This is a genomic window from Rhodococcus sp. SJ-2, assembly GCF_053750035.1.
This window is the reverse complement of the sequence record NZ_CM132340.1, coordinates 2304940-2331230: the sequence shown is the minus strand read 5'-3', so window position 1 is coordinate 2331230 and position 26291 is coordinate 2304940. Positions and strand designations below refer to the sequence as shown.

The window sequence follows — 26291 nt, the reverse complement described above, 5'->3', positions numbered from 1 at the left end:
AGGGCGTTCTACGATCGAATGGTGTCCACGGATACGTCCGCGACATCCGGCAGGTCCACCACTCGCCCCTACCGATCTCCGCGGCGTCAACTGCAGGCAGCCCGGACGCGAGCCGCCGTGCTCGCGACCGCCACTGAACTGTTCACCTCTCGTGGCTGGGCCGGGACCAGCATGCGGGACGTCGCACGTGCTGCCGAAGTATCGGTCGAAACCATCTATTCGGCGGTCGGTCCCAAAGCCGCACTCCTCAAGGCTGCTGTCGACATCGCAGTGGTCGGCGACGCCGAACCGTCACCGCTCGCAGACCGGTCGGCATTCATCCGAATCGGCGCTGCACCGACCCGTCACCAACGGATCGATGCGGCAGCGCGCCTCACCGCAGACATCAACGAGCGCACACACCGCATCATCGAGGTACTCCGAACCGGAGCCCGAACCGAACCCACTCTCCACACCGAAGTTATCGCTGCAACACAACGCAGATACAACACCGTCACCGAAGCCGCACGAATGATCTCGGGACGAGATCTCCCGCCGGACCGGATCGACGAATTGTGGGCATTGACCAGCGATCAGGTCTACCACCTGCTCGTGACCGAACGCGGCTGGAGCCGAGCCCGCTACACGGCATGGCTGACCGGCCGTATAGAAGAAATCCTCGACCGTCCCGAATGATTCGGACGGTCTCTGATGGAGTACATCATGAGCGCCGACCCGCACATCACCGATACACGCACCATGAATATCGTCCACAACGCACTCCGCCGCGACCTCACGCGCGCACAACACGCACTCGCGTCCGCTCCCCCGCCGAACGACGAACGCCGCGCCGCACTTTCCGACCATCTGGACTGGATGATGCACTTTCTGCACGTGCATCACGACGGTGAGGACCGCGGACTGTGGCCGATGGTGCGCCGACTGAACCCCGGCGCGGGGCCGCTGCTCGACCGGATGGACGCCGACCACCGGCTGGTCGCACCGGAGATCGCCGGGGTGACCGCGGCCGTCGCCGCCTACCGATCGAATGCCGTTTCCCAAAAACAACTTTCGCATTCGCTCGAACGATTGTCGGAGGTCTTGATACCGCATCTGGGACGCGAGGAGAACGAGGCGATGCCCGTTGTGGCCCGGACGCTGTCACAGTCCCAGTTGGACGAATGGGAGGAACGGTTCTATCTCGCGCCGAAGTCGAAACAGGAACTGGGCGTGGAAGCGCACTGGTTGATCGACGGAGCAGACCGGCAGGACTACGACATCATGGCCCGCAAGGTCGGTCCCGTCACCCGTTTCATTCTGCTGCATGCGTTCGCGCGGTCGTATCGACGGGCATGCGCGTCCCGCTGGGGCGCCGACGTCGACATCCGCCCTCTGCACCGTCGGCCGGCCCGCACCGAGGGATCCGTCGACGTACACATAGATGCCCCGGCCCGATCGGCGTACGAGGCACTCGCGGACGTCACCCGCACCGGCGAGCGCAGTACCGAATGCGTCTCCTGCACACCACTGTCAGGAAAGCCCGCGGGAGAAGTGGACGCCCGGTTCCGAGGGCACAACCGGTCGGGTCACATCCGTTGGTCGCGGCTCTGCGAAGTGACGGAAGCCCACCCTGGCAAGGCATTTGCGTTCCGCACTGTACCGAGTTCACGCAACCCCGCATACCGCGACTCGACGCTCTGGTCGTACGAGCTCACTCCCGACGGCCACGGCACCCGGGTGCGCCACTCCTACCGCGTGATCGAGAAGCCCTATCGTCCGTTCGAATGGATCTACCTTCGCCTTCATCCTCAGCACCACGACATGCGTCCGCAGATGCGCGACAATCTCGAGGCACTGCGGCGGCAGTTGGAAAGCGCCCCCTCGACCCCTACCTCCCCGGCACCCACTTCATCGCAGCGACGAACGGTGCCAGCACCTTCGCCCACACCTTCTTCGGCAACCCCCGAGGGCCGTCGAGGTTGAGTACCCGCGTGGATGAGTGCGGCGATTTCCTGACCTCGGCTTTGGTGCGCGCCCACACCGTGGCGTTGAGGCCGTATTCGGTGTCGTTCGCGCGACGGATCGCCTTGGTTCACCTGCACACGGTGGTGCCCCGCAATAGGAACGGGGCGGTCGACTCCGGTCAGCTGCAGGTGTCATTCAGCGGCTGGCCTGCGAAACGGTCGCTCACCCATTGCTGAATCTGGGGCTTGAAGCTCGGAACGCCGTGGGGTTCACCGGCAAACTCTTGATAGTCCACCGTCGCTCCGCTGGCACAGAGTTCGTCGCGAAGCTCACGGCCGACGCGTACGGGCACGTCGGTGTCGGCTTCACCTTGAACCAGGGTGACCGGGATGGTCGATGCAACGGGAGTGAAAGCGTCGTTGGCTGCGAGCATGTCTCCCCAGGGATGGCCCGGTTGCAGAGCCTGCTCCTGAGCGAACGGACCGGGCCGTTGGGCCGATTCCTTCCAGGGCTCCCAGCACTCCCCGCCGAGGGTGTGCAGCAGTTCGAGGCCTGCGGGGGTGAGCACATCCTGTAGTGGAAGGTCCTTACCGACGCTGATACCGGCCAGTGCCGAGACGAGGTAGCCGCCTTGTCCCCAGTCTTCCCGGGTGTTCGGGGCGGTGGACTCGTAGATCGCCAGGTCGTGGTACTTGGCGGCGGCACCGATGCCGAGCACACCGACGATGTCCAGTTCCGGAGCGTACTCCGCGGCGATGTGGGCAGACCACAGACCGGTCTGGCCGCCTTGCGAATAGCCATATACAGCAATGCGATTGCCGAGGTCGTCGCCGAGGAATCCCTGTGCGGCGCGGGCCGCGTCCAGAGCGTTTCTCGCTTGCGCCTGGCCGTTCATGTACACGGTCTTTCCCGGTGTGCCCAGTCCCTCGTAGTCCGGCACCACCACAGCGTGTCCGTCGCGGAGGATCTCGGCTACGGACTCGCCTTCGTAGCGTTCGGCCAGGGTCGTGCGGGAGGGTGCGCAGTGATCCGCGGATCCGGCTGTTTCATGTGCCCATACCACCAGGCCGGGCTCGATGTCGCGGTCGGGAACGTAGAGGATGCCCGAGACGGGGGCCAGGCCACCGTGCACGCTCTCGGAGGCGTAGATGACGGTGTAGGCGGAGGCGCCCTCCGGGGCGTCCGTGCGGGGCTTTGCCCACACCACCGAGCCGGACTCGGCTCCGTCGGGCAGTTCCGCAGCGTAGAAGTCGGCGACCGCATCAGGGCCTTCTTCCACTCCGAGTTCGGCGAGGCGGTTCTCGGACGCAGCAGAACTGTGGGCGGCCGGTTCTGCGGTATCTGTCGGTGTCCCGCATGCCGTCAGCATCGCTGCCGTTGTGAGCGTCAAGGCGGCCAAGAGCACCGGGGTCATGCCCCGCATAGAGCGGTACCGGGTTTCAATCATGGGGATCGTCATTCCTCACAAGATGTGATCTGCAACTCAGACCGTCTGTCGATGTGTCGCGCTTCATGTAACCGGTAAGGCAGAATGCTCGTCAACGGCGTTGACATAAGGAGGAAAATGACCGGCAGGAAGACCGCAGAGGCCGATCGGCAACGTCGACGATCCACCAAGTCCGGCGTCGTACTCGACGAGCAGAAGATCGTGGACACAGCCCTTCGGATGCTCGAAGAACACGGATCGTCAGGACTGTCGGCGCGTCGTCTCGGCCGAGCTCTCGGCGCGGATCCGACCACCATCTACCGTTACTTTCAAGGGATGGACGATCTGGAATTGGCGGTTGCCGACGAGCTGATCGCCCGGGTCACGCGCGATTGGCATCGCACCGGGGACTGGAAGGCAGACCTTCAGCGCTGGGGAGTGAGCGCCTACACGGAATACCTGAAATATCCTCACGCGGCCCAGATCTCGGCCGCCCGAATATCCGGACGTCCCGCCGAGTTGGCAGGGGTGGAGGCGATTCTCGCCGCACTGCGCAGCGCGGGTTTCCCCGACCGTCTCGCCGTGCTGTACTACCGGAGCTTCATCGCTCAGATGCTCTCGTATGCGGCTCGGGACGGCGCCAAGAAACTCGTCTCGACGCTCCACCGAGGTGCCGATACCGAGCGATGGACGAGCGTCTACGCCGGCGTCTCTGCCGAGCAGTATCCGAACATCGCGGCCACCGCAGACCTGCTCGAGGAGTTCGGCACCCGCAACCTCTATCCGATCGCACTGCAGATCCTGCTCACCGATATGCAGACCGCTCTCGAACGACACCGAGACCGAGCCCCTGCACGCAGGCCCGCCTCGAACGAGACCCGGAGAACGTCGTCATCGACCTCAACGGTGCCGATATCTGGGACGCGTCGACCGTTGCGACCCTAGACGCGATCCGACACAAGTACGCAGCCAAAGCAAGACCGTCGAGATCATCGGGATCGACGGGGCCAGCCGCGAACGCCTCGAACGCCTCTCCGGGCAACTGCGTCAGGGCCACTGACCCTCCACCTCACGACGGGGCATGGGCAGCGGACGTCAGCCCTACCTTCCCGGCAGCCATTTCATCGCAGCCACGAACGGTGCCAGCACCTTCGCCCACACCTTCTTCGGCAACCCCCGAGGACCGTCGAGGTTGAGTACCCGCGTGGTCGCGATTGTTTGCGCCTCAGTGTATTTGAGCAATCCGTCGGCGCCGTGCCGCCGGCCCACACCGGAAATACCCATGCCGCCCATCGGGGCGTCGGTGCTCCCCCACGCCGGTGCATATCCTTCGTCGACATTGACGGTGCCGGCGTGGATGCGCGCGGCGATCGCCTCACCCTCGGCCTTGGTGCGTGCCCACACCGAGGCGTTGAGGCCGTATTCGGTGTCGTTGGCGCGTCGGATCGCTTCTTCGACGTTGTCCACCGGGTACACCGACACGAGCGGTCCGAATGTCTCCTCGGCGTAGCACTCTGCGTCTTCGGGGACGTCGGTCAGGACGGTGGGCTCGTAGAACAGCGGACCGAGATCCGGGCGCGCCTTTCCGCCTGCGACGACGGTCGCGCCCTTCGAGGTCGCGTCGTCGACGTGCCCCGACACAGTCTTGACCTGGTCCTCGTTGATGAGTGATCCCATCTCGGTACCGAAGTCGTAGCTCGCACCGAGCGCGACCTTGCGCACCCGATCACCGAACATCCGCAGGAACTCGGGTGCGATCGACCTCTCCACGTAAATCCGCTCGATGGAGATGCACAGCTGGCCGGAGTTCGAGAAGCACGCGCGCATCGCGGCCTCGGTGACTTCGCGCAGGTTTGCACCTTCGGTGACGATCATCGGATTCTTGCCGCCGAGTTCTGCGGAGAAGCCGATGAGACGTCGTCCGGCCTGCTCCGCGAGCAACCGACCGGTCTGTGAGGAACCCGTGAACATCAGATAGTCGGTGTTCTCGACGAGTGCGGTGCCCACTACCGAACCCGGCCCGGGGACGACGGCGAACACGTCACGCGGAAGTCCCGCCTCGTAGAGCAGGTCGGCGACCGCGAGTGCGCAGTACGGGGTCTGACTGTCGGGTTTGAGCACCACCGCGTTGCCCGCGAGCAGCGCAGGGATGGCGTCGGAGACGGCGAGGGTCATCGGATAGTTCCACGGCGCGATCACCCCGACGACGCCTTTGGGATGGTGCCGCACGGTGGTCTTCGTCAGGATCGGGAGCATTCCCGTCGCATTGCGTGGGCGCAGCAGTTTCGCGGCGGTGCGCGCGTAGTAGCGCGCGGTCATCGCGATGTCGAGCACTTCTTCCTGCGCCGATGCCCGCGACTTGCCGGTTTCGGCCTGCGCCATGTCCATGAGCGACTCGCGCTTCGAGATCAGCAGGTCGCGATAGCGGTGAAAGATCTCGGCGCGCTCCGCAGCCGGCGTCTTCGCCCACGCGACCTGCGCCTTGCGTGCGCGGTCGATCGCGGCTTTCGCGTCGTCGGCGGTGCCGACGGGCACGGTCGCGATCTCGCGGCCGGTGAAGGCCTCGACGACGGGTCGCGTGGGTCGAGAGGAGATGTCCTCGATCGCGATGAGCTCTGCGAGCCTCGTGAAGGTCGCAGTGTTCGGAGCAGGCATATCGCACCCCTACCGGTGAGTAGAAATCGGAGTTACACCAAACTACCGCGCAGGGGTGGCCCTCGTCATGGGTCTCTCATTCCTGGATCAGGTGCCCGAGAAGAAGGCGATCGTTCGATCGGCTCGCGCGCGTGCTGCATCCGGCTCGGTTCCCGCGGCCACGTCGGCGTCGCACCAACCGTTCCCTGACTCCCGGACGTAGCCGAGGCCTTCAGGCGAGAGCGACCACTTCTCGAACTCGGCGGGATCGACCGCCGCACCCGAGTCGAGGTGCAGTCCGAGACCGAGGAGCGCCTGATCCCAGCCGATACCGACGGCTCCGGGACCGTACGTCTCCCAGTGGTCGCCCTCGGGATGGGCGATGTGCGCCAGTTCGAAGCGGGCATGACCGCCCGGTTCGGGGATCACCGCCACTTCGATCCAGCTCTTGCCGCCTCCGAACTCCCAGGTCGCGGAGAACGACTTCGGCGGGTTACAGGTGAGGATCTCGCCTCCGGCGTTGCCTTCGAGCTGGTATCGGCCGCCGACGCGCAGCTCCCCGGTGACCGGCAGGAACCAGCGCGGGATCCGCTCGGGGTTGGTGCAGGCATCCCAGAGATCGTCGGCGTCGGTGGGGTAACTCTGCGACACCGTCACGACAGCGGCGTCCTTGCCGTCGACGACGCGATGCCCGATCGTGCGCCGCAGGGTCTCGGTCCTGGTCTTCACGTCCTTCATGGTGTTCTCCCTTGCTCGTCGGCAGGAGTGCCCGTGACTGAATTCTTCCCCCACTTGCACGAGTTTCCGTTGCCTCACGACCCACGGGAACCCGTGCAGACGGGGGAAAGTTGTCTCCCTATGTTGCCCGGAGAAGCGTGCCCGGAGAAGCGCTGCTCAGGACCGGGCGGACTCCTAGACTGGGGCAATGACCACGATGCGCGCGTCCGAAGAAAAGGTCGACCACGCCAAGATTGAGAAGCGGGCGCCGTCGGTCGCGCGCCTGTTCATCGATCGCGTCACCGCGACACCGGACGAAGAAGCCTTCCGCTACCCCGACGGTAAGGACGGGTGGACGAGCATCACGTGGGAAGAGACCGGCGAGAAGGTCCGGCTGCTCGCGGCCGGTCTGCTGTCGCTGGGCCTCGGTCTCGAAGACCGCGTCGCGCTGGCGTCGTCGACCCGTTTCGAGTGGGTGCTCGCCGATCTCGCGGTGATGTGCGCCGGCGGAGCGACCACCACGGTGTATCCCACCACCCACGCACCGGATGTCGCCTTCATCGTGGCCAACTCGGGAAGCCACATCGTCATCGCAGAAGACTCCGTACAGGTCGACAAACTCGCGGCGCATCGCGGCGAACTACCCGACGTCGCCAAGGTCGTCGTGATCGACGGACAGGGCGACGGCGACTGGGTGATCGGATTCGACGAGCTCCTGGAACTGGGCAGGGCGCAGCTCGCCGAGGACTCGAGCGCTGTGCTCGACCGAATCCACAGCATCGAGCCCCACCATCTGGCGACGGTCATCTACACCTCCGGCACCACCGGCAAGCCGAAGGGCGTGCGCCTGCCGCATTCGGCGTGGACGTATGAGGCGGCCGCGGTCGACTCCGTCGGTCTTCTCGGATCCGGCGATCTGCAATACCTGTGGCTTCCCCTGTCCCACGTGTTCGGCAAGGTGCTGCTGACGCTGCCGTTGCAGATGGGCTTCCCCACCGCGGTAGACGGGCGGGTCGACAAGATCGTCGAGAATCTCGCCGTCGTGCGCCCCACGTTCATGGGCGCGGCTCCTCGCATCTTCGAGAAAGCCCACGCGCGCGTCGAAGGGATGATGAACGAAGAGGGCGGCATCAAGAAGGTGCTCTTCGACTGGGCCATGGGCGTGGGCACCAACGTGTCGAAGGCACGCCAGGGCGGTCGTTCACCGGGCTTGCTCGACTCGGCCCAGCACAAGGTTGCCGACAAGCTGGTGCTCTCGACCATCCGCGAACGCTTCGGCGGTCGGCTCCGCTTCTTCATCTCCGGCTCGGCAGCACTGAATCCCGACGTGGCCCAGTGGTTCGACGCCGTCGGAATTCCCGTACTCGAGGGCTACGGACTGACGGAGACCTCGGCGGCGTCCTGCGTCAACCGCCCCCAGGCCAACCGGCTCGGCACAGTGGGCTGGCCTCTTCCCGGCACCGAGGTGAAGATCGCCGACGACGGCGAAGTGCTCATCAAGGGCCCAGGCGTGATGACCGGCTACCACGGCCGTCCCGACGCGACCGCCGAAGCGCTCGAGTCCGACGGGTGGTTCCACACGGGCGACATCGGCAGCCTCGACGACGACGGCTACCTGAAGATCACCGACCGGAAAAAGGACATGTTCAAGACGTCGCAGGGCAAGTACGTCGCGCCGTCGGCGATTGCCGCGACCTTCAAGGGCATCTCTCCCTACGCGGCGGAGATCATCGTCCACGGCGAGGGCAAGCCGTACTGCGTCGCACTGGTGGCGCTCGACGCCGAGGCCGTCACGGAATGGGCGAGCAAGAACGGCCTCGATGGCAGTTCGTTCTCCGAGATCACGCAACACGACAAGACGCGCGAACTGATCTCGAAGGACATCGACACGCTCAATCTGCAGCTCAATCGATGGGAGCAGATCAAGAAGTTCACGATCATCGAGCGCGAGCTCAGCGTCGAAGAAGGCGATCTCACGCCCAGTATGAAGCTGCGAAGGAAAGTGGTGGTCGATACATTCTCGGACAGCCTGACGCGCCTCTACGAGTGAGGCTCTATCCTGGGCAATATGAGTAGCGCGCGACCTAATTTGCCTCAGCGGATCGGTTACATGTTCGGTCGCACGCTGCCCACCGAGATGCGCGAGTGGGTGCGCGACGACATCGTCGGCCCGGGGGCAGCCCGACGATACCTGCTGCGGTGGAACCTTCCCCTCATCCCGTTCCTGCTGCTGTTCCTGCTCATCCCCGGCCCGGTCTGGATGCCGCTGTCGATGATGCTGCTCCTGCTGCTGCCGTGGATCTATTTCTCCGTCGCACTCATGCCGATCTGGCAGCGTCATCGCCTTCAGCAGCACGGCTTCGATCCCGCGCTGCTCGGCGCGAAGGCCCGCGCCCGCGCGGACCGCGAACGCGCCGACTACGAGCGCCGGTTCGGCCGCTGAACACGACGCGCACAACGGCAACTCCGCGTCTGGCCGCACTCCTCGGCCCCGCCTTCGTCGCGGCCGTCGCCTACGTCGATCCCGGTAACGTCGCCGCCAACCTCACCGCGGGAGCCCGCTACGGCTACCTGCTGCTGTGGGTACTCGTCGTCGCGAACGCGATGGCGATCCTCGTCCAGTATCTGTCTGCCAAACTCGGTGTCGTCACCGGCCGCTCCCTCCCGGAACTACTCGGCGACCGGCTCCGCACCCCGTCGCGTCGCGCATTCTGGATCCAGGCCGAGGTCATGGCAGTCGCCACCGACGTCGCCGAAGTCATCGGCGGGGCGATCGCCCTGCACCTGCTGTTCGGGCTCCCGCTGTTCGTCGGCGGCCTGATCACCGGCGCCGTGTCGATGGTCATCCTGTCGGTGCACAACCGTCGAGGTCAGCGAACATTCGAGTACGTCGTGGTGAGCATGCTGGCCATCATCACCATCGGGTTCCTGTGCGGTCTGCTGTTCACCGACGTCTCCCCCGCCGATGCCGCCGCCGGGCTCGTGCCCCGATTCGCAGGCACCGACACCGTCCTGCTCGCCGCGTCGATGCTGGGCGCGACCGTGATGCCGCACGCGATCTATCTGCATTCGGCGCTGTCACGCGGACGGCACGGCAAAGTCGAACCAGGACCGAAACTCGACCGCGTCATACGCGCGACCCGATGGGATGTGGCCGGGGGCCTGTTCGTCGCGGGCAGCGTCAACATCGGCATGCTGCTGCTCGCAGCGTCCGCCCTGCGCGACACGCCCGGCACCGACACCATCGAGGGCGCACACGCTGCAATCACCGATACCCTCGGTCCCGCAGTCGCGACGGTGTTCGCGGTGGGCTTGCTCGCGTCGGGACTGGCGTCGACCGCGGTGGGCTCTGCCGCAGGCGCCGAGATCATGGCGGGTCTGCTCCACATCCGGATCCGCCCGTTCATCCGGCGCGTGGTCGTGATGATTCCCGCCCTGATCCTGCTCGCCGTCGGCGTGGATCCGACGTTCGCGCTCGTACTCAGTCAGGTGGTGCTGAGTATGTGCATCCCGTTCGCGGTGATTCCCCTCGTGCGGCTGACCTCCGACGCAACGGTGATGGGCGGGATGCGCAACGCCCGGGCGGTGACCGCAGCCGCGTGGCTCACCGCGGGCCTCATCGTTGCGCTGAACGTCGCACTGGTGTGGCTGACCGCGACCGGCAGCTGATCACGACAGCACTTCGACGAGAGTGGTTTCCGAGTCGCCGGTCATGTAGCGCTCGACGCTGTCCAGGTGACGACGCCAGAACGCCTCCGCCGCACCGGGTTCCCCTTTGCGCAACAATTCGACGAGTTTGTGGTTGGCGCGCAACGCGACAGCCGTCCCCGGGCTGTCCCGCTCCGTCCGCGTCGACAGGAACAGCGCGTTGTGCGCGTCCATGATGTCGAGCAGCATGCTCGCGAGCGTCGACATCGTCTGATTGCGGCCGAGTTCCATGATCGTGCGGTTGACATCGCTCACATATCTGACGAACGCGTGCGGGTCGTCGACCACGGCGTCGCCGCGGTCGACGACCTCGGCGAGTGTGTCGATGCGGTCGCCCGGGTCTGCGGCGATCAACCCGACGGCCGCGACCTCGAGTTCGGTGCGTGCGCGGTAAACGTCGGCGAGGGGAACACCGCGGTACTGCAGGAGCAAGCCCGTGTACCGGGCCGCCGTCGATCCGTCGGGTGCCTGGACGCGTGCGCCGCCGCGCGCACCGCGGAGCACGGTGATGATGCCTTCGGATTCGAGGATCCGGAAGGCTTCGCGCAGCGTAGGTCGCGACACCCCGAATCGCTCCATCAGAGCGGCCTCGTTGGGCAGCGGTTCGCCGGCCTCCAGCTCACCGGTGATGATCTGACGGCGCAGGCTCGCCGCGATCAGCTCACCGGCTTTCGGCACGCGAACAACGGCCGAGCGGGCGTCGAGAGGCATGTCACCGTCCTGTATCCGTCATGGGCGAAACCGGCCAGTAAGAATACAAGAATCTACCCATTTGCGGCGAAGTGGGCCCGTGGCCGTCGTCACCATCACCGAGGGGCGCCTGCACACGCATTATCCTCGCCCCATGAGCGAAGCCATCGAATTCACCGCGACCGCCGACCTCGCCGACGAGATCGGCCCCGACATCCGCAGCTGCGACACCCAGTTCATCCAGTTCGGAGGCCGCGCCGAGTTCGCCGGACCGATCACGACGATCCGCTGTTTCCAGGACAATCTGCTGGTCAAGCAGACATTGTCCGAGCCGGGCAACGGCGGTGTCCTGGTGGTGGACGGCGACGCGAGCATCCACACCGCCCTCGTGGGCGACATCATCGCCGGACGCGGCGTCGACAACGGCTGGTCCGGTGTGATCATCAACGGTGCCGTGCGCGACTCCGCAATCCTGCGCACACTCGACATCGGCGTCAAAGCGCTGGGCACCAACCCGCGCAAGAGCACCCAGACCGGATCGGGTGAGAAGAACGTGCCCGTCGAGATCGGCGGGGTGACGTTCAACCCGGGCGAGATCGTCTACAGCGATCATGACGGCGTGGTAGTCCGCGCGGCAGACTGACCGTTCACGCGTCGCGGGCCACCCGCGCGCTCACTCCACCGATCTCGACGACATCACCGGTGTGCAACTGCCTGCCTCTGCGCACCTCGATCTCACCGTTGACCGAGACGAGACCGTCGGCGATCACCTCTTTGGCCTCGGCGCCGGACTCGATCAGGCTCGCCAGTTTCAGGAACTGGCCGAGCCTGATCGTGTCGTCACGGATGGGAACTTCGAACGCATCGGCCATGTTCGCCATTGTCACCCATCCCCCTCCACGCACACTGGACGGGTGAGTACCACCGAAGTCGTCTGGTTCCGCCGCGATCTGCGGCTGAGCGATCTGCCCACCCTGTCGAGCGCCGCCGACGCCGACCATGTGGTCGCGCTGTTCGTGCTCGACGACACGTTCGCTGCCACCGGGCCCCGCCACACTTTTCTGCTGCGCTGTCTGCGCGCTCTCGACGACGACCTCGGCGGGCGGTTGCTGGTCGCCCACGGCGACCCCGCCACCGTGGTACCGAAGATCGCCCGCGAGTTCGATGCGGGTGCCGTGCACATCAGTGCCGATCACGCGCCGTACGGGTCGCGCCGCGACCGAGCGGTCGAGACCGCGCTCGGTGAGGTGCCGCTGGTCCGGACCGGCTCGCCCTATGCCGTCTCGCCCGGTCGCGTCCTCAAGAACGACGGCACACCGTATCGGGTGTTCACCCCGTTCCGGCGCACCTGGCTCGACCACGGGTGGCGATCCCCCGCGACCACCGACGTCTCCACCGTGTCGTGGCTGGACCCGGACGGGGTCGACCTGCGTGTCGACATCCCGGACGACGACACCGACATCATGCTGCCCCCGGCCGGTGAGCAGGCTGCACTGCGCCGCTGGCGGGAGTTCCGCGACGACGAGCTCGAAAGATACGACACCGACCGCGACCGGCCCGATCTCGACGGCACGAGCCGACTGTCCGCCGCCCTCAAATTCGGGTGCCTGCACCCGCGCACCCTGCTCCACGATCTGCGCGGCCGTTCGGACCCCGGCGCCGTGACCTTCCGCAGCGAACTGTGCTGGCGCGACTTCTACGCCGACGTCCTCCACCACCGCCCCGACACCGCATACCGCAACTACAACCCCCGGTTCGAGAGCATCCGCTACGACACAGGACCGGACGCCGAGCGTGCCTTCGCCGCGTGGCAGCAGGGCCGCACCGGATTCCCGATCGTCGATGCAGGAATGCGGCAACTACTCGCCGAAGGCTGGATGCACAATCGGCTCCGGATGATCGTCGCGTCGTTCCTCACCAAGGATCTGCACCTGCCGTGGTGGTGGGGCGCGAAGCACTTCATGACACACCTCGTGGACGGCGATCTCGCATCCAACCAGCACGGATGGCAGTGGACGGCCGGCTGCGGCACCGATGCCGCACCCTATTTCCGCGTCTTCAACCCGACCTCACAGGGCGAGAAGTTCGATCCGAAGGGTGACTACGTGCGCCGCTGGGTACCCGAGTTGGGCGACATCGCGGGTAAAAGTGTCCATCGGCTGCCGGACGGCCCTCCGCCCGGATATCCCGAGCCGATGGTCGATCATGCCCACGAACGACAGGTGGCGTTGGCACGATACGGAGAGATCTCCGCCCGAGACTGAACCATCCGCCGAGCGACCGGCTCCGAATGGAACACAGGCGGAACACGATCCACGGAGGCACGATGGGAATCGAGTACAGCAGCGTCGTCGACGCGACCCGCAACGACGTGTTCGACTGGCACACGCGGCGCGGCGCGATCCATCGCCTGTTACCGCCGTGGCAGCCGATGAGCGTCGTATCCGAGGCCGAATCCCTCTCGGACGGACGCGCCGTCCTCGGACTGCCCGGGGGTTTGCGGTGGGTCGCGGACCATCAGCGCGACGCCTACGATCCGCCGGCTCGCTTCGTCGACGAACTCGGCCGCGACGGGGTGATGTCGGTACCGGCAGGGCTTGTCCGCTCGTGGCGCCACGAACACCGATTCGAGGAAGTCGACGGCCACCGCACCCGCCTGACCGATCGCGTCGACACCCCGGTCCCCGAACGTCTGCTGCTGCAGACCTTCCGCTACCGGCATCGCCAGCTCGCCGAAGACCTCGCGAGCCACCGCTGGGCACGTGAGCAGGGAGTGCGGCCCGCGACCGTCGCGGTGTCCGGCACGACCGGGCTCGTCGGCACGGCACTGACCGCATTCCTGAGCACCGGCGGCTACCGGGTGATCCACCTGGTGCGGCGAACGGCGCGCGGCGACGACGAGCGACGTTGGGATCCCGAGTCGCCTGCCGCCGACCTGTTCGAGGGCGTCGACGCCGTCGTCCACCTCGCAGGCGCGTCGATCGCCGGACGGTTCACCGACTCCCACAAGGCCGCGATACGCGAGAGCCGCATCGAACCGACGAGGCGGCTCGCCGAGCGCGCGGCCAGTACCGCGAACGGGCCGGCAACGTTCGTGTGTGCATCGGCGATCGGTCTGTACGGCTACAACCGAGGGGACGAACCACTCGACGAGCACTCCACGGGTGGAGGAGGTTTCCTCACCGATGTGGTGACCGACTGGGAGGCTGCCACCGCACCCGCCGCCGACGCGGGACTGCGCGTGGTCAATGTGCGTACCGGGGTGGTGCAGACCCCGCGCGGCGGCACTCTGCAGCTGATGCGGCCCTTGTTCGCTGTAGGTCTCGGTGGGCGCCTCGGCAGCGGAAGGCAATGGTTGTCGTGGATCGATCTCGACGACCTGCTCGACGTCTACCATCGCGCGCTCTACGACCCGTCGTTGTCAGGCCCTGTCAATGCTGTTGCGCCGGAACCGGTCCGAAACGAGGAATACACGCGAGTTCTGGCGGATGTACTGCACCGTCCGGCGTTGGTGCCCGTCCCGGGCTTCGGTCCGAAGTTGCTGCTCGGTGAGCAGGGTGCCCGCGAGCTGGCGACCGCCGACCAGTACGTCGTACCCCGGCGTCTGCTCGATGCCGGGCACACATTCCGAAGGGCTTCCCTCGAGGACTGCCTGCGCCACCAACTCGGCCACCTGCTGGCGGCGTCATGACCGAAACAGGTCGCGCCGACTCGCCCGGGCAGTCGCTGCGCATCCTCGTGACGGGGGCGACCGGGTACATCGGCGGCCGGCTCGCACCTCGCCTGGTCGCAGCGGGACACCGGGTGCGGGTTCTCGCGCGCAATCCGGACAAACTCCGGGACGTGCCGTGGGCAGGCGATGTGGAAGTGGTGCGCGGCGACCTCGGCGATCCCGAATCGCTCGAGCGAGCATGCCGGGACATCGACGTCGTCTACTATCTGGTGCATTCGATGGGTGGTCGCGGCGAATTCCTCGACGCAGAACGTCGCGCTGCCGAACACGTCGCCTCCGCCGCGCGCAGTGCAGATGTCGGGAGAATCGTCTATCTCGGTGGCCTGCACCCGAAGTCCGCGGAGTTGTCGACGCACCTGAGGTCGCGAGCACAGGTCGGCCGGATCCTGCTCGAGTCCGGGGTGCCCACGTTGGTGCTTCAGGCGGGCGTGGTGATCGGTTCGGGTTCGGCATCATTCGAGATGATCCGGCATCTGAGCAATCGCCTGCCCGTCATGACGACACCCCGATGGGTGAACAACCGGATCCAGCCGATCGCGATCCGGGACGTGCTCCACTATCTGGTGGCCGCAGCGACCGCCCCGCTGCCGCGCAGCCGCACCTACGACATCGGCGGACCCGATGTGCTGCGGTACGGCGAGATGATGCAGGTCTACGCAGACGTGGCGGGATTGCACCGTCGCAGGATCCTGGTGCTTCCGGTTCTCACACCGAAACTGGCCGGCCTGTGGATCGGCCTGGTCACTCCGATCCCGCCGTCCCTGGGCCGCACCCTGATCGAATCGCTGGGAAACGATGCGGTGATGGACGATCACGATGTCGACGAAGTGATCGCGCCGCCACGCGGCGGGCTCACCGGGTATCGCGACGCCGTCGCATTGGCATTGGGGCGTATCGAACGCGGCGAAGTGGAAACCACGTGGGCGAACGCGTCGCCTGTCGGCGCGCCTGCAGACCCGTTACCGTCGGATCCGGAGTGGGCCGGGGAGGTTGTCTACACGGATGAGCGCAGCCTCGACTGCGACACAGACGTGAACGCGGTGTGGGATGTCGTCGAAGGAATCGGCGGCGAGAACGGCTGGTATTCATTCCCGTTGGCGTGGACGATTCGCGGCTGGCTCGACCGCTTCGCGGGCGGAGTGGGACTGAACCGCGGACGGCGGAACCCCCGCACCCTGCACACCGGGGATGCACTCGATTTCTGGCGGGTCGAGCGCATCGACCGCCCGAAGTTGTTGCGGCTGCGAGCGGAAATGCTTGCGCCGGGCGGCGCATGGCTCGAATGGCGGGTCGAGCCCCTCGGCTCCGACCGCACCCGCCTGTACCAGCGTGCAGTCTTCTTTCCCAAAGGTCTTGCCGGCCGCGTGTACTGGTATTCACTTCTTCCGTTCCACGGAATCATCTTCGCCGGCATGCTCGAGAACATTGCTGGAACAGCACGGAAAGACCGGTGACACGGAAAGACCGGTGACGCTCTGCGCCACCGGTCTTTCCGTCTCGCTCACACGGTGCAGAGCGGCTTGATCTCCTGAAGCCCTTCCGTCGTAGGAGAGGTGAGCATCAGGCACGAGTTGTAGCCTTCGCTCTCCACGACTGCACGGATCTCCTGCCAGCCCGCCGCGTCCACCACCGGGGACCGCGACAACACGAAACCGGAAAGCCTGCTCGGGTCACCGACCAGCGCCCACGAATAGTCGTCCGCGAGATGCGCAACGATGTAGTTGCTCGGCCCGTCCAATGAATCCTGTGTCGGGACACCGGGGAAAGACACATGAAGCGACGCAGTGTCGTTGACCCGCGCGTTGCCCACGATTCCTCGGCGTTCACCCGTGATCGTGGTGCACGAATTCTCCACGCGGATGTTCTGTTCGTCGATCAGTGAGTAGTTGGCGGTGGTATCGCGCACACAATCGAGGTTGAACGGCGCCGGATTGGCCGCCAATTGGTACCAGCCGCCCAGGTAGCGGCTCACATCGAGTTGCGGAACGGGGTTCAGCGGTGCCGCCTGCGCGGGTGCTGCAACCAATGTCGAGCCCGCTGCGGCGAGGAGCGCCACAGCGAGACCGATGATTGTTTTCCTCATGGGGTCTCCCTTCTGCTTGCCGACGCAGTACTACTGCGGCATCAGGACGCCGTCGATCAGGTAGACCGTCGCGTTCGCTGTTTCGATGCCACCGCAGATCACGTTGGCGTCGTTGACCGTCCACTCGTCACCGGAGCCTGCGACCTCGACGGCGCCGCCCTGAACGGTGGTCTGCTCGCCGGCGATATCGGCGGGCGCAATCTGACCGGGGACCACGTGGTAGGTGAGGACATCGGTCAGCAGCGCCGAATCGGTCTTCAACGTCTCGATGGTCGCGGGATCGACCGCCGCGAAGGCGTCGTCCACCGGCGCGAACACCGTGAATTCACCGCCGTTGAGAGTGTCGACGAGATTCACGTCCGGGTTGAGCTGCCCGGAGACCGCCGCAGTGAGCGTGGTGAGCATCGGGTTGTTCGATGCCGCAGTGGTCACATTCTCCTGCGCCATCCCTTCGACCGAACCGGGACCCGTCGGCACCTGTTCTGCGTAGGCGGCGCAGCCGGGCCCGACGAGGCCTGCCGGCATTGCTGCGGCGGACTCTGTCGTTTCCATCGGTGCGGTGGTTTCGGTCATGGTGGTGGTCGTATCCATCGTGGTGTCGGAGCTGTCGTCCGACGTGCAGGCGGAGATGCTCAGTACCGCCGCAGCGCCGATACCGATAAGCGCCAAGCTCTTACGTGTCCGATTCGCCATCGTCTCGTTCCCTTCGGTACGCGCGGTCCTCGAACCGCGTCGATGAGGTGTGTCGGAGAGTCATTCGCCGCTGCGGGGCAGGGGGATGGGTGCGATCGGAAGAAATATTTTCTGGTGCCGGCGACCCATCCGAAATCGCGCCCGCACCGAAGCCCGAGCATGGATTCCACTTCACCTCGGGGACGCGCGCACGTCCTCGTACTGCCCGGTGGCAAACCCTCCAGCCATGCGGGGACACGACCGTGGCATCTGACGAGCGTGCGAATGGCCCTGCTGACCGAGGCGTTACGTTCGAGGCTGACGGGTCACGGCATCACGGTGGGCCAGGTGCAGTACGGAGTGCGCGGCTGGAACGGCGACCGGATGAGCCCCGTGCACGACGCATTGCGTGCACTCGACGCGACACTCGATCGGCGGCCCGACACCCGGATCGCCCTCGTGGGGCATTCGATGGGCGGGCGGGTCGCGGCACATCTCGCCGCGCAGAACGGTGTCGAAGCAGTGGTCGCGCTGGCCCCCTGGTGGCCCGCCAACGACGCCGCACTCATCCCTGCGGGACGTCGGCTCCTGGTGGCGCACGGAACCGGCGACCGCTGGACGGATCCCGCGTCGGCCGAATCCCAGACCGCGGCGGCCCTGCGGCGCGGAGTCGACGCGACGTGGTGTCCACTACCCGGCGCGGGACATTTCATGCTGACCCGGCCCGGCTGGTGGCACTCCGTCACCGCCGACTTCCTCATCGATGCCTTGACACCCGAGACGAGCTCTACCGGAGGAAACCATGACGCGTGAACCGTCCCGTTCCATCGCCGTGGTCGGCAGCGGCGTCGCCGGGCTCACCGCCGCCCACGTGTTGTCCCGGCGCGACCGCGTGACCCTGTTCGAGGCGGACTCACGCCTCGGGGGCCACGCCCACACCCACCACCTCACGCTCGAGGACGGGCAGGAAGTCGCCGTCGACACGGGCTTCATCGTGCACAACGACCGCACCTATCCCACACTGTTACGCCTGTTCGACGAGCTCGGTGTCGCCACTCAGGAGAGCGACATGTCGATGTCGATCCGCTCCGATCCCACCGGAGTCGAATATGCGGGAGCGAAGGGTCTTCCGGGGCTCTTTCCCACCTGGCGGTCGTTCACGAAGCCGCGTTACCTCCGGATGCTGGTTGAGATACTGCGTTTCCACCGCGCCGCGCTGGCCCTACTCGAATCGGGTGACGACGGGAAGGACGAGCCGCTAGAGGCTTTTCTCGCACGGAATCGATTCTCCCCGTTCTTCATCGATCATTTCATGACACCTCTCGTCGCCGCGGTGTGGTCGTGCGACCCGGCGCTGGCCACCCGCTATCCCGCTCGCTACCTCTTCCGGTTCCTCGACCACCACGGCATGCTCACCGTCTTCGGTTCCCCCACCTGGCGCACTGTGACCGGCGGCTCGAGCACTTACGTCGACGCACTCGCGCGGCGGCTCGACGAGGTGCTCGTGGACACCCCGGTGCGCAGCGTGGAGCGGACGGATGACGGGGTGTGCGTGGTCGTCGGCGACGGAGATGTGCGGTGGTTCGACGCGGCCGTCATCGCCGTGCATCCGTCTGCGGCCCTCGCCATGCTCGCCCATCCGACACCCATCGAACGCCGAGTACTCGGCGCGATGCCGTATTCGACGAATCATGCACAGTTGCACACCGACACGTCGCTGCTGCCCCGTAACGAGCGCGCCCGCGCGTCGTGGAACTATCTGACACCGGCCGACACCGGGCCCGAGGGAGTGATCGTCACCTACGACATGACCCGATTGATGCGGCTGACCACGGTCACGGATCGACGATTCCTCGTCACCCTGGGTGGCGCGCATCTCGTCGACCCGCGCAAGGTGATCGCGGAGATGACGTACGAACACCCGCTGTACACGCCCGAATCGACTGCAGCACAGGCACGTCTGCCCGAGATCGGCGACAGCAGAATCGCATTCGCCGGCGCGTACCACGGGTGGGGATTCCACGAGGACGGCGCCCGGTCCGGCGTGGAGGCCGCTCGGCGGCTCGGCGTCGAGTGGGGTGCGCCTTCCTGCATCGAGGCGGAGGTGTCCCCGTGACCACGGCGTGGATCTACCGCACCAGAATCGGACACGTTCGGCGCGCACCGATCCGGCACGCATTCGAATACCGAAGCTACAGCTGGTACATCGACCTCGACGACCTTCCGGTGCTGCCGTGGTGGTTGCGTCCGTTCGCCCGGTTCGACCCCGCCGATCACTTCGACGGCACCCGCCCGGACGCGACGCTCCGAGAGCGGATCGACGCGTATCTCGCGGGCGAGGGAATCGACCTCGACGGCGGACGTATCACCGCGCTGCTGAACGCGCGGGTACTCGGTCACGTCTTCGATCCGCTGACGCTGTTCTGGTGTCACGATCCCGGCGGCGCGCTCGCGTGCGTCGTGGCCGAGGTGCACAACACCTACGGGGGGCGGCACTGTTATCTGCTGAGGCCGGATGCCTCGGGACACGCGGAGGCCGACAAGGTCTTCTACGTCTCCCCGTTCAATGAGGTCACCGGCAGTTACACCCTGCGGCTCGCGGAGCCAGGCCCCTTTCTCGATGTCGAGGTGTCGCTACACCGCGAGGGACAGCCGCCTTTCACGGCCACGATGCGCGGGTCCGGCCGACCCGCCACTCTCGGGGTGATCGCCCTGACTCAGTTCACCCATCCGCTTGCACCTCACATGGTTTCGGCTCGCATCCGAAGGCAGGGCATCGGGCTGTGGCTGCGGGGGCTGCCCCTCGTCCCGCGTCCGGCCGCGCCCTCGGCCCCCAGACATCTACAGGAGATCTCTCGATGAGCACACCCGAACTCGAACTGCCGACCCCGCATGTGAGCGTCGACGCGACGAGATGGCCCGGGCTGGCATCCGTCCAAGGAGGACTCCGCACCCGCGTCGCCGCGGTGGTCGCCGACCGGTTGTTCCGCAATGCTGCTGCGCGCCTGGACGTGCGGGTGGAGTACCCCGACGGGACCGTACTCGGAGGCAGCGGAGCGGCGGGAAGCAGCAATGGCACTGATTCTCGGATCCTGCCCAGGATGATCATCCGCCATCCGGAGTCGTTCGCCCGACGGCTCGGCCGCGGTGGACTCGTCGGTTTCGGTGAGGCCTACATGGCGGGCGACTGGACCGCGTCCGACCCTGTCGCAGTACTCACCCCGTTCGCCGCCGAGATCGGGTCGCTGATCCCGTTGCCGCTCCGACGTTTGCGCCGGCTCGTCGTCGCGGCGCAACCCACTGGGGAACGGAACACCGAGGAGAACACCCGCTCCAACATCTCCCGCCACTACGACCTGTCGAACGCCTTGTTCGAAACGTTTCTGGACGGGTCCATGACCTACTCGAGTGCGCTGTTCGACGAGCTCCCCGCACGGTGGGATGCTCTCGAGACGTCCCAGCACCGCAAGATCGACCGGTTGCTCGATGCCGCGGACGTGCGCGCTGGAACGCGGCTCCTCGAAATCGGTACCGGCTGGGGTGAACTGAGCGTGCGTGCCGCGAAGCGTGGTGCCACCGTGCGCTCTGTGACGCTCTCGACCGAACAACAGGCGCTGGCCCGCAGGCGGGTGGCGGAGGCCGGTCTGTCCGACCGCGTACAGATCGATCTCCTCGACTATCGCGCAGTGGACGGCGAATACGACGCGATCGTCTCGGTGGAAATGATCGAGGCGGTGGGATACGACTACTGGCCCACATATTTCCGCAGTCTCGATCGACTCCTACGACCCGGTGGTCTCGTCGCACTGCAGGCCATCACGATGCCGCACGACCGGATGGCCGAGACGCGCGACAGCTACACGTGGATCCACAAGTACATCTTTCCGGGCGGGTTGCTGCCGTCGACCGAATCGATCGACGTGATCACCCGTTCGCTGACCTCGCTGCGCACCGTCGATCGTCTGCGATTCGGCGACCACTACGCCGAGACCCTGCGATTGTGGCGGGAACGTTTCATCACGCGCACGGACCGGGTCGCGGATCTCGGATTCGATGCCGTGTTCCGGCGGATGTGGGAGTTCTACCTGGCGTACTCGGAGGCCGGGTTCCGGTCGGGTTATCTCGACGTCCAGCAGATCGTGTTCCGGAAGGAGAACGAGCGATGAGCACATGGCCGGAGTTCTTGCTCATCACGGTGTCTGCGGTGGTGTTGCTCGCGGTGATCCAGGCGGTCACCTTCGCTATCGGGCACCGCATCGGCCGGTACAACGTGGTGGATGTGTCGTGGGGTCTCGGTTTCGTGGCGGTGGCCGCCGCCTCGGCACTGCTCGGCAGCGGTGACGCCTCGCGTCGGTTCCTCCTGCTCGCACTGGTCACGGTGTGGGGTCTGCGGCTGACATGGCACATGTACCGCAAGTCCCTGGGCAAAGGCGAGGATCCCCGTTACACGGACATGCTCGAACGCGCCGGTGACCACTCGATCGCCACGATCATCCGCAAGGTCTTCGTGACCCAGGGCGCGGCCCAATGGTTCGTGTCGTTGCCGATCCAGGTCTCGGCGGTGCTCGGGCCCACCCGCGGCGTCGGCACGGTGGTGCTCTGGGTCGGTGTCGCCGCGTGGATCGTCGGTGTGTCGTTCGAGGCGATCGGCGACCTGCAGCTGCGGCGGTTCAAATCGGACCCGTCGAATCGTGGCCGGATCATGGACCGCGGGCTGTGGGCGTGGACGCGTCATCCCAACTATTTCGGTGACGCCACCGTGTGGTGGGGAGTATGGCTGATCGCGGCGAGTGTGTGGCCCGGAGCAGTCACTGTGGCCTCACCCGCGATCATGACGTACTTCCTCGTCTACGCGACAGGTGCGCGGCTGCTCGAGCAGTCCATGTCGAAACGGCCCGGCTATCCCGAGTACCAGCAGCGAACGTCGTATTTCCTTCCGCGGCCCCCGCGGTCGCGCGTCCACAGGAGATGATCGGCGTGCTCGATGCGTCGCTGCCACTCGTGACCGGGCCACATCCAGGTGGGTGCAGGTTGAGCGGCCCGATTCGTCCGGCTAGTGTTTCGTCCGATGAGCGGACACGGACCATGACCGACGTCGGTGGCGGAACCGACACACTCGAAGCGTTGCTCGATCGAGTCGCGGCGGAGGATTCGGCTGCCTTCGCGCAGTTCTACGACCTGACGCGAGCGCGGGCGTACGGCATGGTGTTGCGGGTACTGCGCGATCCCGGCTACAGCGAAGAAACACTGCAGGAGGTCTACCTGCAGGTGTGGCGGACCGCGACGGGATTCGACCGCACGCAGGGATCGGCGCTGTCGTGGCTGATCACGCTGGCGCACCGCAGGGCGGTAGACCGGGTGCGCTCCGAGCAGTCGGGGGCCGAGCGAGAGGCCCGCTACGGCGCGTTGTCCACGACCACGGAGTTCGACAGCGTCAGCGACGAAGCACTCCGCCGCGACGACACACGTCAGGTCCTCGATTGTCTGGGCACGCTGACCGATCTGCAGCGCCAGTCGGTCGAGCTCGCATACTACGGCGGCCTCACCTATCGCGAAGTGTCGGAACGACTGGCCTCGACGCTGCCGACCATCAAATCGAGAATCAGGGACGGCCTGATCCGCTTGAAGAACTGTCTGGGGGTGACCAGCGATGACGAGTAGCCCTCTCGACTTCGACGACAACCATCTGCTCGACCTCGCCGCTGTGTACGCCCTGGATGCGGTCTCGGACGACGAACGCCGCGAAATCGAACTGCGAGTGGCCGAGGCCGACTCCGACGTCGCCGCAGCATTCCGGCGCGAGGTCCGCGAGGTTCGCGAGACGATGGCGCAGGTTTCGCATGCGACAGTCGCCGAGCCGCCGGCCCACGTACGTCACCGTCTGCTCGAAACCATCGGCACTGCTCCGGATACCTCTGCGCCCGATTCCCCGATCGACCTGTCGGCCCGCCGGAACCGGCGACGCTATTTCCTGCTTGCGGCAGCGGCGGCGGTGGTGATCGCCATCGCAGGTATCGGCGTGGCAACCCAGATCGGCCAGGGCACTCCCCCCACCTCGGCGCAGGTTCTCGCCGCCGAGGACGTGCGCACCACCTCGGGTTCGATCGAGGGGGGCGGTACGGCGACGGTCGTGTATTCGAAGGACGTCGACGCCGGTGTGCTGGTGATGAACAACGTCGCGCCGCCGACCGACGGCACCGTCTACCAGATGTGGCTGATCGGACCCGACGGCGCGACTGCCGCAGGCACCATGACACCCGCCGACGTCGCACCGTCGACCACGGCTGTGCTCGAAGGCATCTCGGATGCGACCGCATTGGGATTCAGTGTGGAGCCGGAAGGCGGATCAACCCAGCCGACAAGCATTTTCGCTGAGTTGCCGCTCGGTTGATCGCCCGATTGCGTCGGGCAATCGAAGCTCATGTGGGCGACAGACCAGCGCTGCGCTGTCCGGACACACGGATCAGTTTCTCGTTGACGAACTCGCCCACGCCCCACTGCGCCAGCTCGCGGCCGTAGCCGGAACGGCCGACACCGCCGAAAGGCAGGCCGGCTGCGGTGACCGCATGCTCGTTGACGAACGTCATGCCGTCCTTGAGCCGCGCAGCCACCTCGTGCGCCTTGTCGACGTCCGAGGACCATACAGAGCTGGACAGTCCGTACTCGGATTCCTCGTTGGCAATGCGCACGGCCTCGTCCACCCCGTCCGCCTTGTACACGATCGCGACCGGACCGAAGATCTCGTTGCACCCCACATCTGCGGACGGATCCACATCCGTGAGCAGGGTCGGCTCCATGTACGCGCCGTCACGGTCGATCTTCTTCCCGCCCACCCGGATCGTGGCGGTCCCCTCGCGTGCCGCGGTGGCGAGGCGGTCGACGATCTCGTCGCGGGCACCGATCGAGCTGAGCGGGCCTACTTCGGCATCCGGATCGTCATAGGCACCCACCGTGAGCGCGCCGATCGCCTTTTCCAGGTAGGACACCGTGCGATCGTAGAATTCCGGCTGCACGATGAGCCGCTTCGGCGCATTGCATGCCTGGCCCGTTGCAAACATCCGGATGTCTACGTATCGGTCCAGTACCCACTCCAGGTTCTCCGCATCCAACACGAGGAAGGGATCGTTTCCGCCCAGTTCGAGCAGCGACTTCTTGTAGTGCTCCCCGGCTGTCTTCGCCACTGCCGAGCCCGCGCCTTCGGATCCGGTGAGGGAGACACCCCGGATCCGCTTGTCTGCGATGAAGGGTTCCATCTGGGAGCCGGAAGCGTAGATGTTCTGGAACACGCCACGCGGCAGCCCGGCCTCTATCAGGAGGTCCTCGCACGCCTGGGAGGAGAGCGGGCAGATCCCCGCGTGCTTGAGCACCAGCGCATTTCCGAGCAGCAGGTTAGGGGCCGCCCACCGCGCGACCTGGTAGTACGGAAAGTTCCACGGCATGATTCCCAGGATCACTCCGAGCGGCCGCTTGACCACGTACGAACGGTCCGCGCCCTGCGCCGGGAGTTCCTCGGGCGCGAGCAGTTGGTGGGCGTTGTCTGCGTACCAGCGGTAGATGCCCACCACGATGTCCAGTTCGGCCGCGCCCCACGGTCGGAGCTTGCCCATCTCTCGGCCCATGTAGTCGATCAGCCGATCTTTGTGCTGTTCATAGAGATCGGCGACGGCGCGGAGAACATCCGCGCGCTGGTCGACGGAGGTCTCCTGCCAGCTGCGCTGCGCTTCGGTGGCGCGATCGAGGATCGTATCTCGGTCTGAGTCGTCGATTCGTTCGAACTGCTCTTCGTCGGTACCGGTGTTCGGGTTCTGGAGTGCAAATGTGACCATACTTCGGTCTACCCGCCTCCGATCTCCTTACACCCTGGTCGCGATCTGCGGGGAACGCCGACGACCACGGTGGCATCGAATTCGTCCGACCGGTGAACGACCGTTGCCAGTCCCTCCGCAGCGAGGATCCCGGTTGCTGCCTCGACCTGCCGGAGACCGGCTTCCATCAGCAGGTGGCCCCCGGGCGCAAGCCACTCCGACGCGGACACCGCCAGGCGACGATGCATGTCGAGTCCGTCGGCACCGCCGTCCAACGCGACACGCGGCTCGTGCAGTCGTGCCTCCGACGGCATTGTCGCGATCGCCGCCGTCGGCACGTAGGGGGCATTGGCGACGATCACATCGATGCGGCCTCGCATCGTGTCGGGCAGCGCCGCATAGAGATCGCCGCAGTGGGCGTCGCCGCCGCATCGTTCGAGGTTGCGCCGCGCGCAACGGACCGCCGCGGGATCGACGTCCGCGGCGTGCAGCCGGATCGCGGGTTCGGCAGCGGCGAGCGCAGCCCCGACCGCACCGCAGCCGCAGCACATGTCGACGACGAACGAACCCGGAGCAACGACTTCGGCGGCGCAGTGCACAAGAAACTCCGTGCGACGGCGTGGAACGAAGACATCTGCGTCGACGCTGATCCGCAGACCGCAGAATTCGGCCCATCCCAGCACGTGCTCGAGAGGTCGGCCGTCGATCCGCTGCTGTACGAGGTCTTCCAGATCGGACGGGCTGCGCGCTGCATCGGTGAGCAGGCGGGCTTCGTCTTCCGCGAAGACACACCCGGCAGACCTCAGCCGTACGGTCAGTGTCGCGAGGGGCGGCGCCGCGCTCGGACTTCCTCCGATTTCGGTCACAGTCCACCCTAAA

The 26291-nt window shown here is 66.1% G+C and carries 25 protein-coding genes and 2 pseudogenes; 18 read left to right on the top strand and 9 right to left on the bottom strand.

Going from position 1 to position 26291, the window contains the following annotated elements:
• Positions 1-18: 18 nt before the first annotated feature.
• Both ACSYG9_RS10875 and ACSYG9_RS10870 read left to right on the top strand, forming a co-directional pair.
• Entirely contained in the window at positions 19-675 is a 657-nt protein-coding gene (locus ACSYG9_RS10875; protein WP_454842453.1) for a TetR/AcrR family transcriptional regulator, read from the top strand.
• A gap of 15 nt (positions 676-690) precedes the next feature.
• Positions 691-1791 (top strand): annotated as a pseudogene (locus tag ACSYG9_RS10870) (hemerythrin domain-containing protein); the annotation flags it as partial.
• 331 nt (positions 1792-2122) lie between these two features.
• Here ACSYG9_RS10870 and ACSYG9_RS10865 read toward each other — a convergent pair.
• On the bottom strand, positions 2123-3358 hold the full coding sequence (locus ACSYG9_RS10865) for a lipase family protein (protein WP_454842451.1): 1236 nt from the start codon (positions 3356-3358) through the stop codon (positions 2123-2125).
• 150 nt (positions 3359-3508) lie between these two features.
• On the opposite strand from ACSYG9_RS10865, the gene ACSYG9_RS10860 reads away from it, so the two are divergent.
• The gene (locus ACSYG9_RS10860; protein ID WP_440127166.1) at positions 3509-4315 is read left to right on the top strand and encodes a TetR family transcriptional regulator; all 807 of its coding nucleotides are present in this window, start codon (positions 3509-3511) and stop codon (positions 4313-4315) included.
• Positions 4246-4430 (top strand): annotated as a pseudogene (locus tag ACSYG9_RS10855) (STAS domain-containing protein); the annotation flags it as partial. The gene ACSYG9_RS10860 and the pseudogene ACSYG9_RS10855, both read left to right, overlap by 70 nt.
• A gap of 41 nt (positions 4431-4471) precedes the next feature.
• On the opposite strand, the gene ACSYG9_RS10850 reads toward ACSYG9_RS10855, so the two are convergent.
• Positions 4472-6025 carry a succinic semialdehyde dehydrogenase gene (locus ACSYG9_RS10850; protein WP_454842450.1) on the bottom strand — a complete coding sequence of 518 codons (1554 nt, stop codon included), beginning with the start codon at positions 6023-6025 and terminating at the stop codon, positions 4472-4474.
• Positions 6026-6112: 87 nt separating this feature from the next.
• Positions 6113-6742, bottom strand: a complete 630-nt coding sequence (locus ACSYG9_RS10845; protein WP_454842448.1) for an SRPBCC family protein — start codon at positions 6740-6742, stop codon at positions 6113-6115.
• A gap of 187 nt (positions 6743-6929) precedes the next feature.
• Between ACSYG9_RS10845 and ACSYG9_RS10840 the strand changes: the two genes are divergently transcribed.
• The 3 genes from ACSYG9_RS10840 to ACSYG9_RS10830 are packed head-to-tail and all read left to right on the top strand — an operon-like array spanning position 6930 to position 10390.
• Positions 6930-8771 (top strand): AMP-dependent synthetase/ligase, encoded by a 1842-nt coding sequence (locus ACSYG9_RS10840; protein ID WP_454842446.1) that lies wholly within the window; start codon positions 6930-6932, stop codon positions 8769-8771.
• A gap of 18 nt (positions 8772-8789) precedes the next feature.
• Positions 8790-9164, top strand: a complete 375-nt coding sequence (locus ACSYG9_RS10835; RefSeq protein WP_169689182.1) for a DUF5313 family protein — start codon at positions 8790-8792, stop codon at positions 9162-9164.
• Entirely contained in the window at positions 9161-10390 is a 1230-nt protein-coding gene (locus tag ACSYG9_RS10830) for an Nramp family divalent metal transporter (RefSeq protein WP_440127616.1), read from the top strand. The genes ACSYG9_RS10835 and ACSYG9_RS10830 overlap by 4 nt, the downstream gene beginning before the upstream one ends.
• On the opposite strand, the gene ACSYG9_RS10825 is transcribed toward ACSYG9_RS10830, so the two are convergent.
• Positions 10391-11140 carry a GntR family transcriptional regulator gene (locus ACSYG9_RS10825; RefSeq protein WP_440127162.1) on the bottom strand — a complete coding sequence of 250 codons (750 nt, stop codon included), beginning with the start codon at positions 11138-11140 and terminating at the stop codon, positions 10391-10393.
• A 133-nt stretch (positions 11141-11273) separates the two neighbouring features.
• Here ACSYG9_RS10825 and rraA point away from each other — a divergent pair, with 133 nt between their 5' ends.
• Positions 11274-11762 carry a ribonuclease E activity regulator RraA gene (gene rraA / locus ACSYG9_RS10820; protein WP_169689180.1) on the top strand — a complete coding sequence of 163 codons (489 nt, stop codon included), beginning with the start codon at positions 11274-11276 and terminating at the stop codon, positions 11760-11762.
• Positions 11763-11766: 4 nt separating this feature from the next.
• Here the strand turns inward: rraA and ACSYG9_RS10815 are convergent, their stop codons facing one another.
• Complete coding sequence (locus ACSYG9_RS10815; protein ID WP_226437032.1) at positions 11767-12000, bottom strand: RNA-binding S4 domain-containing protein; 234 nt, start codon at positions 11998-12000, stop codon at positions 11767-11769.
• 33 nt (positions 12001-12033) lie between these two features.
• On the opposite strand from ACSYG9_RS10815, the gene ACSYG9_RS10810 reads away from it, so the two are divergent.
• The 3 genes from ACSYG9_RS10810 (at position 12034) to ACSYG9_RS10800 (ending at position 16306) form a co-directional block, all read left to right on the top strand.
• The gene (locus tag ACSYG9_RS10810) at positions 12034-13383 is read left to right on the top strand and encodes a cryptochrome/photolyase family protein (protein WP_454842445.1); all 1350 of its coding nucleotides are present in this window, start codon (positions 12034-12036) and stop codon (positions 13381-13383) included.
• Between the two features lie 62 nt (positions 13384-13445).
• Positions 13446-14810 (top strand): TIGR01777 family oxidoreductase, encoded by a 1365-nt coding sequence (locus tag ACSYG9_RS10805; protein WP_454842443.1) that lies wholly within the window; start codon positions 13446-13448, stop codon positions 14808-14810.
• A complete protein-coding gene (locus ACSYG9_RS10800; protein ID WP_454842441.1) occupies positions 14807-16306 on the top strand; it encodes an SDR family oxidoreductase in 1500 nt (499 codons plus the stop codon). The genes ACSYG9_RS10805 and ACSYG9_RS10800 overlap by 4 nt, the downstream gene beginning before the upstream one ends.
• Before the next feature lie 47 nt (positions 16307-16353).
• On the opposite strand, the gene ACSYG9_RS10795 is transcribed toward ACSYG9_RS10800, so the two are convergent.
• Together ACSYG9_RS10795 and ACSYG9_RS10790 are read right to left on the bottom strand one after the other, a co-directional pair.
• Positions 16354-16935: a lipocalin family protein gene (locus ACSYG9_RS10795; RefSeq protein WP_454842439.1), complete on the bottom strand. Its 582-nt coding sequence runs from the start codon at positions 16933-16935 to the stop codon at positions 16354-16356.
• A gap of 30 nt (positions 16936-16965) precedes the next feature.
• Positions 16966-17628, bottom strand: a complete 663-nt coding sequence (locus tag ACSYG9_RS10790; protein ID WP_435278217.1) for a fasciclin domain-containing protein — start codon at positions 17626-17628, stop codon at positions 16966-16968.
• 159 nt (positions 17629-17787) lie between these two features.
• Here ACSYG9_RS10790 and ACSYG9_RS10785 point away from each other — a divergent pair, with 159 nt between their 5' ends.
• The 7 genes from ACSYG9_RS10785 (at position 17788) to ACSYG9_RS10755 (ending at position 23998) form a co-directional block, all read left to right on the top strand.
• Entirely contained in the window at positions 17788-18420 is a 633-nt protein-coding gene (locus ACSYG9_RS10785; protein ID WP_454842437.1) for an alpha/beta hydrolase, read from the top strand.
• Positions 18410-19723 carry an NAD(P)/FAD-dependent oxidoreductase gene (locus ACSYG9_RS10780; protein WP_454842435.1) on the top strand — a complete coding sequence of 438 codons (1314 nt, stop codon included), beginning with the start codon at positions 18410-18412 and terminating at the stop codon, positions 19721-19723. Before ACSYG9_RS10785 ends, ACSYG9_RS10780 begins: the two co-directional genes overlap by 11 nt.
• Positions 19720-20469, top strand: coding sequence for a DUF1365 domain-containing protein (locus ACSYG9_RS10775; protein WP_454842433.1), 750 nt, complete (start codon positions 19720-19722; stop codon positions 20467-20469). The genes ACSYG9_RS10780 and ACSYG9_RS10775 overlap by 4 nt, the downstream gene beginning before the upstream one ends.
• The gene (locus tag ACSYG9_RS10770) at positions 20466-21773 is read left to right on the top strand and encodes a class I SAM-dependent methyltransferase (protein WP_454842431.1); all 1308 of its coding nucleotides are present in this window, start codon (positions 20466-20468) and stop codon (positions 21771-21773) included. Before ACSYG9_RS10775 ends, ACSYG9_RS10770 begins: the two co-directional genes overlap by 4 nt.
• A complete protein-coding gene (locus tag ACSYG9_RS10765; RefSeq protein ID WP_454842430.1) occupies positions 21770-22579 on the top strand; it encodes a DUF1295 domain-containing protein in 810 nt (269 codons plus the stop codon). The genes ACSYG9_RS10770 and ACSYG9_RS10765 overlap by 4 nt, the downstream gene beginning before the upstream one ends.
• A 113-nt stretch (positions 22580-22692) precedes the next feature.
• The gene (locus ACSYG9_RS10760; RefSeq protein WP_435278223.1) at positions 22693-23268 is read left to right on the top strand and encodes a sigma-70 family RNA polymerase sigma factor; all 576 of its coding nucleotides are present in this window, start codon (positions 22693-22695) and stop codon (positions 23266-23268) included.
• Positions 23258-23998: an anti-sigma factor gene (locus ACSYG9_RS10755; RefSeq protein ID WP_435278224.1), complete on the top strand. Its 741-nt coding sequence runs from the start codon at positions 23258-23260 to the stop codon at positions 23996-23998. Before ACSYG9_RS10760 ends, ACSYG9_RS10755 begins: the two co-directional genes overlap by 11 nt.
• A 28-nt stretch (positions 23999-24026) precedes the next feature.
• Here ACSYG9_RS10755 and ACSYG9_RS10750 read toward each other — a convergent pair whose 3' ends face one another.
• Both ACSYG9_RS10750 and ACSYG9_RS10745 read right to left on the bottom strand, forming a co-directional pair.
• On the bottom strand, positions 24027-25433 hold the full coding sequence (locus ACSYG9_RS10750) for an aldehyde dehydrogenase family protein (protein WP_454842427.1): 1407 nt from the start codon (positions 25431-25433) through the stop codon (positions 24027-24029).
• An 8-nt stretch (positions 25434-25441) separates the two neighbouring features.
• The gene (locus tag ACSYG9_RS10745) at positions 25442-26278 is read right to left on the bottom strand and encodes a putative protein N(5)-glutamine methyltransferase (RefSeq protein WP_454842426.1); all 837 of its coding nucleotides are present in this window, start codon (positions 26276-26278) and stop codon (positions 25442-25444) included.
• Positions 26279-26291: the final 13 nt, after the last annotated feature.